Annotated in this window: 10 protein-coding genes, 1 tRNA gene and 2 rRNA genes (1 of these 13 only partly in view); 2 read left to right on the forward strand and 11 right to left on the reverse strand. The window is 65.7% G+C overall.

The window, feature by feature from the left end; translation table 11 throughout:
• Window positions 1-30 precede the first annotated feature (30 nt).
• Window positions 31-1,281, reverse strand: a complete 1,251-nt coding sequence (locus tag DA69_RS11430; RefSeq protein WP_025976957.1) for an NAD(P)/FAD-dependent oxidoreductase — start codon at window positions 1,279-1,281, stop codon at window positions 31-33.
• Window positions 1,278-2,447, reverse strand: coding sequence for a M24 family metallopeptidase (locus DA69_RS11435; RefSeq protein ID WP_025976958.1), 1,170 nt, complete (start codon window positions 2,445-2,447; stop codon window positions 1,278-1,280). The genes DA69_RS11430 and DA69_RS11435 overlap by 4 nt, the downstream gene beginning before the upstream one ends.
• A 98-nt stretch (window positions 2,448-2,545) precedes the next feature.
• Here DA69_RS11435 and DA69_RS11440 point away from each other — a divergent pair, with 98 nt between their 5' ends.
• Window positions 2,546-3,424: a sulfite exporter TauE/SafE family protein gene (locus DA69_RS11440; RefSeq protein ID WP_029972446.1), complete on the forward strand. Its 879-nt coding sequence runs from the start codon at window positions 2,546-2,548 to the stop codon at window positions 3,422-3,424.
• Window positions 3,425-3,448: 24 nt separating this feature from the next.
• Here DA69_RS11440 and DA69_RS11445 read toward each other — a convergent pair whose 3' ends face one another.
• The 6 genes from DA69_RS11445 to DA69_RS11470 all read right to left on the reverse strand — a co-directional run bounded on the left by DA69_RS11445 (window position 3,449) and on the right by DA69_RS11470 (window position 10,046).
• Window positions 3,449-4,117 (reverse strand): GntR family transcriptional regulator, encoded by a 669-nt coding sequence (locus DA69_RS11445; protein ID WP_035302201.1) that lies wholly within the window; start codon window positions 4,115-4,117, stop codon window positions 3,449-3,451.
• A gap of 84 nt (window positions 4,118-4,201) precedes the next feature.
• Window positions 4,202-5,200 carry a 4-hydroxyproline epimerase gene (locus DA69_RS11450; RefSeq protein ID WP_025976961.1) on the reverse strand — a complete coding sequence of 333 codons (999 nt, stop codon included), beginning with the start codon at window positions 5,198-5,200 and terminating at the stop codon, window positions 4,202-4,204.
• A gap of 12 nt (window positions 5,201-5,212) precedes the next feature.
• The gene (locus tag DA69_RS11455) at window positions 5,213-6,142 is read right to left on the reverse strand and encodes a dihydrodipicolinate synthase family protein (protein ID WP_082891491.1); all 930 of its coding nucleotides are present in this window, start codon (window positions 6,140-6,142) and stop codon (window positions 5,213-5,215) included.
• Window positions 6,143-6,274: 132 nt separating this feature from the next.
• Window positions 6,275-7,303, reverse strand: a complete 1,029-nt coding sequence (locus DA69_RS11460; RefSeq protein WP_029972447.1) for an Ldh family oxidoreductase — start codon at window positions 7,301-7,303, stop codon at window positions 6,275-6,277.
• A 50-nt stretch (window positions 7,304-7,353) separates the two neighbouring features.
• Window positions 7,354-8,805: a UdgX family uracil-DNA binding protein gene (locus DA69_RS11465; protein WP_025976964.1), complete on the reverse strand. Its 1,452-nt coding sequence runs from the start codon at window positions 8,803-8,805 to the stop codon at window positions 7,354-7,356.
• Complete coding sequence (locus DA69_RS11470) at window positions 8,805-10,046, reverse strand: putative DNA modification/repair radical SAM protein (RefSeq protein ID WP_025976965.1); 1,242 nt, start codon at window positions 10,044-10,046, stop codon at window positions 8,805-8,807. Before DA69_RS11470 ends, DA69_RS11465 begins: the two co-directional genes overlap by 1 nt.
• Before the next feature lie 725 nt (window positions 10,047-10,771).
• Between DA69_RS11470 and DA69_RS11475 the strand changes: the two genes are divergently transcribed.
• Window positions 10,772-11,902 (forward strand): site-specific integrase, encoded by a 1,131-nt coding sequence (locus DA69_RS11475; protein WP_025976966.1) that lies wholly within the window; start codon window positions 10,772-10,774, stop codon window positions 11,900-11,902.
• Between the two features lie 361 nt (window positions 11,903-12,263).
• Here the strand turns inward: DA69_RS11475 and DA69_RS11480 are convergent.
• The 3 genes from DA69_RS11480 to DA69_RS11490 form a co-directional block, all read right to left on the reverse strand.
• A tRNA-Met gene (locus tag DA69_RS11480) sits at window positions 12,264-12,340 on the reverse strand.
• A 56-nt stretch (window positions 12,341-12,396) separates the two neighbouring features.
• Window positions 12,397-12,511, reverse strand: a 5S ribosomal RNA gene (gene rrf, locus DA69_RS11485).
• Between the two features lie 82 nt (window positions 12,512-12,593).
• Window positions 12,594-13,973 (reverse strand): 23S ribosomal RNA (locus DA69_RS11490); it runs 1,401 nt beyond the window's last position.

Genomic DNA, 13,973 nt, shown 5'->3' on the forward strand with positions numbered 1-13,973 from the left:
CTTCGCCACGCCATCGGCGCCCTCGGAATCTCAGCCGAAGCGCTCGATCTTAAGAGCCTCGGTCCAGGCAGGCGCGGGGCGGCCCAGCGCCATCTGCTCGATGATCTCCGCCGTCCGCGCCGCCGTCGTCAGGCCCAGATGCTGGTGACCGAAGGCGTAGTGCACCTGAGGGTGAGCGTTCAGCCGTCCGATGGCGGGCAGATAGTCCGGCAGAGTCGGCCGAGGGCCGCACCACCGGTCAGGCTGGGCCGAGAAGGCCACGCCCAGGTCGCGCAGATGCGCCTCGATGCTGCGCCACTTGCGCGGATCGGGCCGGGCGGACGGGGCGCCGAACTCGACATGGCTGGAGGCGCGCAGGCCCCCGTCGAAGCGGGCGACCGCCAGGGCCCGGTCCTCGAACACGGTCAGAGGCAGGTCGTCCGGCCAGTCGTGCTGGGCCGACTGCACCGAATAGCCCCGCTCGCCGATCAGAGCCGCCCGCGCGCCCAGAGGCCGCATCAGGCGCTCCGACCAGGCCCCGGCCGCGACCACGACGCGATCGGCGTCGATGACTGTTCCGTCCGACAGGGCGACCTCGGCGGCGTTGGCCACGTGCCGGATGGCGGCGGCATCGGCGTGGACCGTCTGCCCGCCTTTGGCGGCGAAGGCGGCCAGTAGGGCGTCGCGCACCGCCTGCGGCTCGCTGACCTGACCCGTGCCGGTGAACCGGATGCCGCCCGCCGGACGCTGACGCAGGACGGCGTCATAGGCGGCCAGTTCCTCCGCCTCCATCACGCGGAAGCGCGCCCCGCCGGTGCGCGCGGCGCTCCAGCCGGCCAGCCCGCGCCGGGCCGCATCGGGCGTGGACCAGACCACCGAATGGCCCGTCGCCCGGATCAGGCTCTCGGGCGCCTGGGCCAGAGCGGCCAGACGCATCCAGGCGCCGACCGGATCGTCCAGCAGATGCGCCAGAACCTCGGCCCCGTGAGCGACCGCCGCCGGTCGAGACGCCGCCAGGAACCGCAGCGCCCAGGGTCCCCACAGCGACGCATCGCGCGCTCGAAAATCGAGCGGCCCGCCAAAAGCGAACAGCCGCCCCACGGCGCCCTTGAGGGTCGCAGGCGAGGGCATGGGCTCGCATTGCTCGGCGGCGATGTGGCCGATGTTGCCGAAGGAGGCGCCGCGTCGCGAGTCGCCCCGGTCGATCAGCGTCGTCTCAAAACCGGCCGCCTGAAGGCGAAGCGCCGTCGCCGCCCCCACCAGCCCCCCGCCGACGACGGCCCAGCGCCGGGCTGTCATCATGCCGCCGCGTCCTCTCCGAACGGGTCGTCCAGACTATGCGACGGCTCGGTGAACCAGACCGGCCCGGCCTCGGTCATGTAGAAATGGTCTTCGAGGCGCACGCCATACCGGCCGGGAATGACCAGCATCGGCTCGTTCGAGAAGCACATGCCGGGCGCCAGCGGCGTAACATCGCTGCGCACCAGATTGGGCGCTTCGTGAATGTCCAGACCGATGCCGTGGCCGGTGCGGTGGGGCAGGCCCGGCAGGCGGTAGTCTGGGCCATACCCGAGGCCGGTCAGATAATCCCGCGCGGCGGCGTCCACGCTGGCGCAGGGGGCGCCCAGGGCCGCGGCGGCGAAGGCGCGGGCCTGCGCTTCCTTCTCATGCGCCCAGACGCGGCGGAAGTCCTCCGTCGGCTGGCCGAAGACATAGGTGCGGGTGATGTCCGAGTGATAACCGTCCACCAGGGTCCCGGTGTCGATCAGCACCACATCATCCGCCGCCAGGGCGCGGTCGCCCTCGCCCCCGTGCGGCAGGCAGGTGTCGTCGTCGAAGGAGACCAGGCAGAACCAGGACCCGCCCTCGCCGCCAAGGGCGCGATGTTCGGCGTCGATGAAGTCCTTGACCTCGGAGGTGAGGACGCCCGCTTTCAGCCAGTGGCGGGTGCGGCGCTGGACCTCCAGAGTGATGGCCTTGGCGCGGGTCAGAAGGGCGATCTCGGCCGCCGATTTGATGCTGCGCTGGGCGACGATGAGCGGGCCGCCGTCCGTGACGCGCTCGGCCCCCAGAACGCGGCTGAGGCCCAGCCAGATGAAGGCCGCCGCCTGATCGTCGATCGCCAGCACGCCGCCCTCGGGAAGGCTGGCCGCCGCCAGGGCATAGGGGCTTTCTTCCTCTTCCCAGGTTAGGATGTCGCCCGCGACAGCCCCCGCCGTCAGCCCAGCCACCTTGTCCAGCTCAAACCGGGGACAGATGTACTGGACCCGGCCGTCGGCATGGATCAGCGCGCCGGTCAGCCGCTCGGACGGATGCCAGTCCAGTCCCGTATAATAACGCAGCGACGCCGTGGGCCCGACCAGCAGGGCCGCCAGCCCATCGGCTCTCAATCGCGCGGCCAGGGCGGCGACGCGATCCTGTCGTTCGGCGACGGTGATGGGCGGGGCGCTGGGCGGAAGAAAGGTCATGGCTCGTATGTATATTGTATCTGATTTCTAGTCATGTTTTCTTTCATTCCTCGGATCGCTCGTAAAGGGCGGCGAGGACCTCGGGGGAGGGAAACATCATGATTATAGCCGTTCTGCTGACGGCGCTGGCGCTGCTGGCCGCCTTTTACGCCGTCCAACTGGTCCGCACCGCCAAGGCGCGCGGAGCGTTGAAACCCAAGGCGGAAGGCATAGCCATCGGCGCGGTCGCCAACTTCTTCGATGCGCTGGGCATCGGCTCCTTTGCGCCGACCACGGCCTGGCTGCGGTTCCGCAAACTGGTGCCCGACAGCTTTCTTCCGGCCGTGCTGAACGCCGGCCACTGCCTGCCGACGGTCATGCAGGGGCTGGTCTTCATGAAGCTGATCCAGGTCGATCCGGTGCTGCTGATCGCCTGTATCGCCGCCTCCATCCTGGGGGCGGTCATCGGCGCGCCCATCGTGCTGCGTCTGCCGGTGCGCGCGGTTCAGATCGTGGTCGGCGCGGCCCTGCTGATCGCCGCCGCCCTGTACGCCATGACCAATCTGAACCTGATGCCTGCGGGCGGAGAGGCGGTCGCCCTGGACGGCAACCTGTTCCTGATCGCCGTCCTGGCCCATGTGCTGATGGGCGCCCTGATGAGCTTCGGCATCGGGCTTTATGCGCCTTCGCTGATCATGCTCAGCCTGATGGGCATGAACCCCACGGCGGCCTTCCCGATCATGATGGGCGCCTGCGCCTTCCTGATGCCGGTGTCGAGCCTGCGCTTCATCAAGAGCGAACGCATCGATCTGCGGCTGGTGCTGGGGATGGCCATCGGGGGGATACCGGCGGTGCTGCTGGCCGCCTTCGTCATCACCTCCCTGCCGCTGACGGTGCTGCGCTGGGGCGTGGTGGTGGTGGTGCTCTACGCCGCCGTCAATCTGTTGATGACCGCCCTGAAGGCCCGTCAGCAGCCCGTCCCGGTCGAACAGGGCTGAGGCTGCGCCGGGCAAGGTTGTCGATCAGCCTTGCCCGGCGCCCTGCGCGAACTCCTCGCGCAGGTCGGACAGGGTGTGCTGCAGGTGGTCGGCCACCAGACGGCGCACCTTATCGGCGTCGCGGGCCAGCCAGGCCTGAAGGATGTCCTGGTGTTCGGCTTCGGCCGTCAGATGGCGCCCCTTGTGCTCAAGATGCTTGCGCACATAGCGATCGGCCATGACGTGGAGGCGGGTGGTGATTTCCGCGGTCAGGGCGCGCTTGCCCGGCTGCACCAGAGCCATGTGGAAGGCGCGGTTCAGAGGGCCGACCGTCGGCATCCCTCCAGCCGCCGCCGCATTCAATTGCGCCAGCACCTGCAGAGCCTCGTCCTGCCGGGCCTCATCCGCGACGAGGCAGGCCTCGGCCGCCGCGTCCGGCTCCAGCTTGAGGCGAAGTTCGAAGATCTCCTCCACCTCGGCCGCGCTCATGCCGCGCGCGAAGAAGCCCCGGTTGGGGTGCGACACCACAAGTCCGTCCTGCTCCAGCCGCACAAGCGCTTCGCGCAGAGGAATCTTTGAGACGTTCAGGTCGGCCGCCAGGGCGTCCTGCCGGATCGGCACGTCAGGCGCGATCGCCCCCGACAGGATCATGTCGCGCACGACCTCCATCAGGCGGTCGGACAGGGTGCGGACTTCAAACGGAGATGCGGCCATGCGGTTCATCGAGTCGAAAAAGGCTGGGCCGGTCGCCCGGCCCAGCCATAACGTGCGCCGTGCGCAATTACGACGGCAAGTCGCTCAGACGACCTGGAAGCCGGCCCAGAAGGGATCCTTGCGGTCCACCCAGATGGTGTTGAAGCCGGTGGCGACCGCCGAACCCTCGATCGAGGGCACGATGGCCTTGTGGTCGCCCACGGTCGTTTCAGCTTCGACCCGGCCGATGAACCGGCTGCAGATGTAGCTTTCGTGGACGAAGGCGTCGCCGACCTTCAGCCGTCCCTTGGCGTGCAGATGGGCCAGCCGCGCCGAGGTGCCGGTGCCGCAGGGGCTGCGGTCGATGGCCTTGTCGCCATAGAAGACGGCGTTGCGGCCGTCGGCGCCCTCGCCCTTGGGCTTGTCGGCCCACAGGACGTGGCTGACGCCGTTGATCGAAGGCTCGTCCGGGTGCACCGGATGGAAGGCCGCCCGCACCCGGTCGCGCACCAGACCGCTCAGTTCGATGATGCGGCTGGCGCCCAGGTCGTCGAGGCCCGTGTAGGCGCCCTGCGGTTCGACGATGGCGTAGTAGTTGCCGCCGTAGGACACGTCCACGCTCAGCGGGCCGAGGCCCGGCACGTCGATCTCGATGCCTTGCGCCGCCAGATAGGCCGGCACGTTGCGGATGCGCACCGAGGTCACCTTATCGCCCTCAGTCTCATAGGCGATGTCCAGAACGCCCGCAGGGACCTCGATCTTCAGCCGGCCCGGGGTGCACGGCCGGATCAGGCCATGCTCCAGCCCGAAGGTGATCATGCCGATCGTCCCGTGGCCGCACATGGGCAGGCAGCCGCTGGTCTCGATGAACAGGATGCCCGCGTCCGCATCCGGCAGGGTCGGCGGATACAGGAAGCCGCCGCTCATCATGTCGTGGCCGCGCGGCTCGAAACACAAGGAGGTGCGGATCCAGTCGTAGCGGCTCAGGAAATCGAGCCGCCGCTCGGCCATGCTGGCCCCTGACAACAGGGGCGCGCCGCCGGCGACCAGGCGAACCGGGTTGCCGGCGGTATGACCGTCGATGCAGAAAAAGACGTCGCGCATCTGGGCTCCGGGTCAGGTGATCTTGGTGGCCTTGCCCGAGCCGATCGGGCGCGTTTCCGCCGCCTTTTCGACCATGGCGATGACCTCGGCGCGGCGGGCGCCGGCCAGCGGCATGCGCGGCATGCGGACCCGTTCGTGACCGCGACCCATGATCATCTCGGACAGTTTGATCGACTGGACCAGATCCGCAACCGAATCCAGGTGAAGCAGCGGCATGAACCAGCGATAGATCTCAAGGGCGCGGGCGATGTCGCCGGCCTGAACCGCCTTGACCAGGGCCACCGACTCTTCGGGGAAGGCGTTGGTCAGGCCCGAGACCCAGCCCTTGGCGCCCAGGATCATGCCTTCCAGCGCCACGTCGTCCAGGCCGACCATGACCGAGTAGCGGTCGCCCAGCTCGTTGAAGATGTCGGTGATGCGGCGCGAGTCCGGGGCGCTTTCCTTCAGGGCGACGATGTTCGGCACGTCGGACAGACGGCGCAGATCATCGTTATTCAGCGTCTGACGATACATCAGCGGGTTGTTGTACAGCATGTTCGGCAGGGCGCTGGCGGCGGCCACGGCGCGGAAGTGCGCCTCGAGCTCCGCCGACGTCGGCACATAGACCATGGCCGGCAGCACCATCAGGGCGTCCACCCCGATGTCTTCGGCGTCCTTGGCGTAGGCCTCGGCCCGCGCCGTGGTCAGTTCGCTGACCCCGGTGATGATCGGCACGCGGCCGTCCACGACCTCGACCGCCGCCTTCAGGACCGCGCGCTTTTCTTCGGGCTCCAGCGAGTTGTTCTCGCCCACGGTGCCCATGACGATGATGGCGTCGACGCCATCACGGATCAGGCCGTCCAGAACCTTTTGGGTGGAGTCGAAGTCGACCCCCAGGCTCTCATTGAACTGCGTGGTGGCCGCCGGAATCACCCCTGTCCAATCCAACTTCATTCCCGCCATGTGCTGCTCCCTCCCGAGCTTGCTTATTTCGTATACAGTATATGATTAAGCCGGAAGCGGTGACCGATCAAGGCCCTGGAGGACCTTTAAAAATCCGCTCTCACGCCTGCTGGTCGGCTTGGCCGCCTCGGGTCAGAACCCAAGGGCCATGATCTGGTCGTACAGGACTTTGGGGGTGCGCACGCCGTTGGCCAGGCTGCGCGCGCGGGCCTCGTACCGGCGCTGCGACGGCAGGCGCGCGCCCTGGTCGGCGAAGGCGGCGAACAGGGCCTCGGCCCGCGCCGCGTTGGCTTCGGGATCGCCGCCGCCCATCAGGTCCGGATCAAACGCCAGGATCAGTTCGCCATGCATCGGCGCCGCCTTGGCGCCGTCGTCGAAGGCCATCGATTCGCGGCTGGTCAGATCGCCGATCAACGGGCCCGCCATCAGTTCGATCATGGTCGACAGGGCCGAGCCCTTGTGCCCGCCGAAGGTCAGCATGGCGCCGTCCAGAGCCGCGCGCGCATTGGTCGTCGGCCGCCCCTCGGCGTCGACGCCCCAGCCCTCCGGGATCGGCTTGCCGGCGATGTCGTGCAGCGCCATGTCGCCGCGCGCGATGGCGCTGGTGGCGAAGTCGAAGACATAGGGGTGCGGCCCCGGACGCGGCCAGCCGAAGGCGATCGGATTGGTGCCCAGAAGGCCGCGCTTGCCGCCCGCCGGCGCCACCCACGAATGGCTGGGGGTCATGGCCAGGGCCGCCACGCCCATGCCGGTCAGGTGTTCGATCTCGGGCCACAGGGCCGAGAAATGGAAGCAGTTGTTGATGACCAGCGCCGCCACCCCGACCTCCTTGGCCTTCTGCGCCAACAGGGGAGCGGCGCGTTCAAAGGCCAGCAGGGAATAGGCGTAACGGGCGTCGGCGCGCACCAGGGCGGCCGAGGCGTCGGTGATGACCGGCTCGGCGTCCAGCGACATCTTGCCCGAGCGAATGGTCATCACGCAGCCGGGGAGACGATAGAGCCCGTGCGAGGCGCACTCGTCCCGCTCGCCCGCCGTGATGGCCCGCGCCACCGCCTCGGCGTGCGGAACGGACAGCCCCGCCCCCGTCAGCACCCGTCGCGACAGGGCAAACACCTCGTCAATCGACAAGGCGACCGCGTCCTGGGCCTCAAACACGCTCATATCGCTCTCCCGCAGCACAATCGTATACGATATGGGCGCGGGCAAAAACTTCAAGCCCGTTTAGCGTCCGTTCTCTTAAGCGCGTCTCGGGCGACGGACAGGTCAGCCAGAAAACGCCTCCGTTCCTCGGCGCGCAACGCCGGATCGGGCAGGCGCAGTAGGTAGGACGGGTGCACCGTCAGCAGCACCCGCGCGCCGTCCTCGGTCGTGAGCACGCGACCGCGTTCGGCCTGAACGGCGGGCTTTCTCCCCAGCACCGCCAGCCCCGCCGTCGCGCCCAGAGCCAGGATCAGCTCCGGCCTGACAAGGCGCCGTTCATGATCCAGCCACCAGCGGCAGGCCTGGACTTCCCCCGCATTGGGCGTCTTGTGCAGCCGACGCTTGCCGCGCGGCTCGTGCTTGAAATGCTTGACCGCATTGGTGAGGTAGAGGTCGCCGCGATCAAGTCCCGCCTCTTGGAACGCCGCATCCAGAAGACGCCCGGCGGGGCCGACGAAGGGCCGACCGGCCAGGTCTTCCTGATCGCCCGGCTGTTCTCCCACGACCATCAAGGCCGCACGCTTCGGTCCCTCGCCGCAAACGCCCTGGGTGGCGTCGCGCCACAGCGGACAGCGGCGGCAGCCCTGAACGCCGCGCGCCAGCTCGTCCAGGCTTTCGGGGACCAGATCATCCGTCGCCGCGCGATCCACCGACGGCGCGCGAACGCGCTGGAACCGGTCATTGGGCGTGGGCGCGGGCTGGTTCACCATGGCATCCGTGCGAACCGACGCGGCGGCGGTGAGTTCCGGGATCAACGCCGCCTCGGGCAGGTTCTTCCAGTAACGCTTGGGCATTTCCGACCGCATCGCCTGAGGCCGCAGCCGCGCCGGATTGAAGGTCGAGGCGTAATAGGTGCGCCAGAAATCCTCCACCGCGTCCTCGGCAGGCGCCTGGGACTGATCAGCGGGCGGGCCGAAGGTCAGAAGCGTTCCATCCCAGTGCGCCGCCCCGTCCGGCGTCAGGATCGACCACCGGATGGCGCTGTACCGGCGCGCGAAGAAGGGCGCCGTCGCCTGCAGCACCCGATGCGCGGGCTCGAACCACGCGACCCAGCGCTCGCCCGCCTCGTCTTGCGCCTGTCGAAAGCGCACGAAGGCCTTCATCTTGTGGGCGGCGCGGCGCACCGCCTTCACCCGATCCGCCGCCTCGGCCACGTCCCGGTCGGACAGGACGGCCATCAGGTTCGGCTGATCCTTCAGCCGCCACAGCAGGCGATACATCAGGTCGAAGCGATCCTCGGACCGATGCTGGATCAGTTGCGCCGCCGTTTCCAAGAACGCGCGCGGCGCGGTGAACGCGCCTTCGACCTCAGGCAGGGCGCCGCCCTCATCGAACAGGCCGCCCGCAGTGGCGCCCACGGCGAACTTCACCCGGCTCGGCTCAACCCCCGCCAATCGCAGCCGCCGCGCCGCCTCGCGCCAGCCGTCGAAATCCAGCGGATCGGCCAGGACCGCCGTGCGCATCAAAACAGGCTCAACTGCTCGGGCTTGCGCTGCGGCGCCAGGCGCGCGCGCAGGTCGGCCGCGTCCGTCAGACCGCCGGGCGTCCAGTCCAGCGCCGTGATCCACGGCCGCACCGCCTCGATGGACCGCGTCAGCCGGCCCACATCCTCCAGCCGCAAAGTGCGATGGCGCCGCACGGACAGGATGCGGTCTACCGCCTTCACCCCCAGGCCCGGCACTCGCAGCAGGGTTTCGCGCGCCGCCCGGTTCACGTCGACAGGAAAGGCTTCGCGGCGCCGCAGCGCCCAGGCCAGCTTGGGATCGACCGCCAGATCCAGCATGCCCTGGTCGGTCCCCTCCCCGATCTCAGGCGCGGTGAAGCCGTAGAACCGCATCAGCCAGTCGGCCTGATAGAGCCTGTGTTCACGCATCAGCGGCGGCTTGGTCGGGGGCAGCAGGCTCGAGCCGTCGGGAATGGGGCTGAAGGCCGAATAATAGACCCGGCGCAAGCCATAGCCGCCGTAAAGGGCGGCGCTGCGGGCCATGATCTCCGTGTCCGGCGCGCCGTCGGCGCCGACGATCAACTGGGTCGATTGACCGGCCGGGGCGAAGGCGGGCGGGCGCTTGCGATCTCGCCTTTCCGGCTTGGCCTCTTCCAGCTTCAGCCGCACCTGCCCCATCGCCTTGCGGATCGTCCGCGCGTCCTTCTCGGGGGCCAGACGGCCCAAGGCCTCGTCGCGGGGCAGCTCGATATTGGCGGACAGTCGGTCGGCATAGAGGCCCGCCAGCTCCACCAGCCGAGCGTCCGCCTCTGGGATCAGCTTCAGGTGGATATAGCCGCGAAAGTCGTGATCCTCACGCAGGCGCCGCGCGACCTCGACCAGCTGTTCCATCGTATAGTCGCCGTTGCGGATCACGCCGGACGACAGGAACAGCCCTTCGATATAGTTGCGCTTGTAGAAGGCCAGGGTCAGGTCGACGACCTCCTGCACCGTGAAGCGCGCCCGCTCGACATTCGACGACACCCGGTTGATGCAATAGGCGCAGTCGTAGATGCAGAAGTTGGTCAGCAGAATCTTCAACAGGCTGACGCACCGACCGTCGGGCGTATAGGCGTGACAAATGCCCATGCCCTCGGTCGAGCCGATCCCGCGCCCGCCCAGGGAGTTGCGCTTCGTGGTGCCGGACGAGGCGCAAGAGGCGTCGTATTTGGCGGCGTCCGCCAGAACCGCCAGCTTTCGTCGAAGATCGATCTGAGCCATGAGTTCATGATATGTTCCACATCAGATCAGGTCCAGCGTCACCGCAGCGCTTTTTTGGTCGAGCGCAAGACTCGTCGCAGCGTCGCCGCGCCAAGGATGTTTGAAAAAGCTCGGCCCCGCTCTGGCTGACCGGCTTCGCCCGACGAGCCGTCGAACGCGGCAGGGCCCCAAACTCGCTCGCTTGGCCGACCTCAGAGCCGAAATCCATCCAACCTTCGGCCGTCAGAACCCAATCCGTCGCCACGCGGTCTCCGTGCAACACCGTCGCAGCGATCGCCTCCATGCCCGTCGCCAGAACGAATGATGCCACAGCGCCAGGAATGGTCGTTCTGCACTGCTAAACCAAGCGGACGTCCCACCGACGCCCAAATAGCTCTGCGGCGCTGCCCTGTGATCGAGCCTGTCGGGTCGAGAGAGGGCATATGGATCAGCAAAAACCCCCGGAGCATGAGCTTCGGGGGCTTTATATTTGGGTGCGGGAGCAGGATTTGAACCTGCGACCTTCAGGTTATGAGAACGATTTATACTGTTTTCGCATTTGTCGATTGCGCTTCTTATTGAACTCCAAACCCCTACTACGCCTGACTATATGTTGACGACCTCACCAATCTGAATCACCGTTTCTGCGATCTATTTCGCTTAGCTTTTCCGCCGACCGCTTCCGCCTTGCTTCCGCGGATTGATCGGCCCGAAAGGCGGCGAGTTCGCCGGGAAAGGACTTGGAGATGGCTGGCGAGAAACTGAGCAAGCGCGTGGTGGAGCGACTTGAGGTGCGCGCCAAAGACTATATCGTGTTCGATGGCGAGTTGCCGGGGTTCGGCGTCCGCGTGATGCCGAACGGCAAACGCTTCTATCTGATCCAGTATCGACGTCACGGTCGAACGCGCCGCATGGCGCTGGGTCAGCACGGCGTGGTGACGGCCGAGATCGCTCGGCGAGAGGCTAACCGTATGTTGGGCGCCGTGCGTGGCGGCGGGGATGATCCGGCGACGCTGCGCGACATGGAACGCCAGGCGGCGACAGTTCAGGAACTAGGTGCGCGGTTCTTGAAGGAGCACGTCGCTGTCCGCTGCAAGCCGACCACCGCCTACGAGTACAGACGCGCCGTTGAGTTCTTCATCAATCCGTTCTTCGGCAAGCAGCGGGTGCGGATGGTGACTTCAGCCGACGTAGCGGAGTTGCACGGGAAGTATGCCCATACGCCCTACCAATCGAACCGAGTCCTGGGCGTCCTCTCCAAGATGATGAACCTGGCCGAGGTCTGGGGCATGCGGGATAAACGCACCAACCCCTGTGACGACGTGAAGGCTTTCCCCGAACGCAAGCGAGAGCGCTTCCTCTCGCCCGAAGAGATCGAGCGCCTGGGCGCGGCCCTCCAAGAGGCCGAGCGCACAGGCGCGGAAAGCCGCTTCGCCGTCGCCGCCTTCAGGCTGCTGCTGCTCACCGGCTGCCGCCTGCGCGAAATCCAGACACTGAAGTGGAGCTATATCGACTTCAGGGCTGGCCGGTTCCGACTGCCGGACAGCAAGACCGGGCCGAAGACGGTCTACCTGGGCGACGCCGTCGTTGAACTGCTGCGCAAGCTGCCTGAGGTTGACGGCAATCCCTACGTCATCGTCGGCAAGCTGGAAGGTAGCCACCTAACTGACCTGCAGCACCCTTGGCGGCGCATTCGTAAGACCGCCGGACTTGAGGATGTTCGTATCCACGACCTGCGCCACACCTACGCTTCAGATGGCGTGCTAGCCGGCGAAGGTCTGCCGATGATCGGCAAGCTGCTGGGCCATACGCAGGTTCAGACCACCGCGCGGTATGCGCATTTGGCTGACCCGAACGACCCCATCGCGGCGATGTGACGATGTCCGGTACTGGCGCATCCCAGCCACCAGCGCCTATGCGGCCCAAGCAAACATGGCCGAATATTTCTCAGCATCGCCCACGTCGGCGCGCCTACGCTAGGATAGCCGCAGGTCCTAGTGCGAGCCCTCGCCCGACAGGCTGCTCGTCAGGGCTATGCCCGCGCTCTTGGTAAGACACGTAGCGCCAGAAAGTCCGGCGAGAGCGATTGACCAGCGCCTCTCGCAGACGTGATCAAAGCCCCTCATCGCCTGGATTTGCGCGCCAAGCGCTTCCACGTGGCTTCCACGGCTGGATTTCGGGCTTTGGATTTTGGGCAGCAAAAAGCCGCTAGACGATTGATCTAGCGGCTTAAATGTTTGGGTGCGGGAGCAGGATTTGAACCTGCGACCTTCAGGTTATGAGCCTGACGAGCTACCGGGCTGCTCCATCCCGCGGCAAGGCGGTGTGTAAAGGAAGAAGGTTCGAGATATCATTCATGTGTGTCGGGTAGACCCGGCGGCGACCTACTCTCCCGCGCCTTAAGACGAAGTACCATCGGCTCTGGAGGGCTTAACGACCGAGTTCGGAATGGGATCGGGTGGGGAACCTCCGACAGAGCCACCAGGTCAACCCGACACACACGAATGAAATGAGAAGATATCGTTTTTTGTTTTCGACACGTAAAAATCGAATGAGTTTTGCTGAGAAACGATCAAGCCGATCGGATTATTAGTACCAGTAAGCTTCACACGTCACCGCGCTTCCACACCTGGCCTATCAACGTGGTAGTCTTCCACGATCCTCAGCGAAGCCTTGTTTTGAGGTTAGTTTCCCGCTTAGATGCTTTCAGCGGTTATCTATTCCATACTTAGCTACCCTGCTGCGCGGCTGGCGCCACGACAGGTCCACCAGAGGTATGTCCATCCCGGTCCTCTCGTACTAGGGACAGATCCTCTCAAGCTTCGAACACCCACGGCAGATAGGGACCAAACTGTCTCACGACGTTCTGAACCCAGCTCACGTACCACTTTAAACGGCGAACAGCCGTACCCTTGGGACCTGCTCCAGCCCCAGGATGTGATGAGCCGACATCGAGGTGCCAAACTTTGCCGTCGATATGGACTCTTGGGCAAAATCAGCCTGTTATCCCTAGAGTACCTTTTATCCGTTGAGCGATGGCCCTTCCACGCGGGACCACCGGATCACTATGGCCGACTTTCGTCTCTGCTCGACTTGTCAGTCTCGCAGTCAGGCTAGCTTATGCCATTGCACTCGACGACCGATTTCCGACCGGTCTGAGCTAACCATCGCGCGCCTCCGTTACACTTTGGGAGGCGACCGCCCCAGTCAAACTACCCACCACGCCATGTCCCGGGACCGGATAACGGCCCTCGGTTAGACGTCAACGACAGTAAGGGTGGTATTTCAAGGATGGCTCCACCAGAGCTGGCGCCCCGGTTTCATAGCCTCCCACCTATCCTACACATACGGTCGCTAACGCCAAGGCGAAGCTATAGTAAAGGTTCATAGGGTCTTTCCGTCTGACCGCGGGAACCCCGCATCTTCACGGGGAATTCAATTTCACTGAGCCTGTGCTGGAGACAGTGGGGAAGTCGTTACGCCATTCGTGCAGGTCGGAACTTACCCGACAAGGAATTTCGCTACCTTAGGACCGTTATAGTTACGGCCGCCGTTTACCTGGGCTTCAGTTCGGAGCTTTCACTCCTCCCTTTAACCTTCAGGCACCGGGCAGGCGTCAGACCCTATACGTCGCATTGATGCTTCGCAGAGCCCTATGTTTTTGCTAAACAGTCGCTACCCCCTGGCTTGTGCCACTCAGCCCTGGTTGCCCAGGGTGAGTCACGCTTATTCCGAAGTTACGCGTGCAATTTGCCGAGTTCCTTCAGCACAGTTCTCTCAAGCGCCTTGGTATGCTCTACCTGACCACCTGTGTCGGTTTCGGGTACGGTCTCTGCTGGAGTTATTTCCAGGGACGACGCCACCGCCGGGAACAATCCAATAAGCCCCGACGACTTATGCCATCCGTCACTTCCAGCTGGTGCAGGAATATTTACCTGCTTCCCATCG

The organism is Brevundimonas naejangsanensis, assembly GCF_000635915.2.
In the GTDB taxonomy this organism is placed as follows: Bacteria; Pseudomonadota; Alphaproteobacteria; order Caulobacterales; family Caulobacteraceae; genus Brevundimonas; species Brevundimonas sanguinis.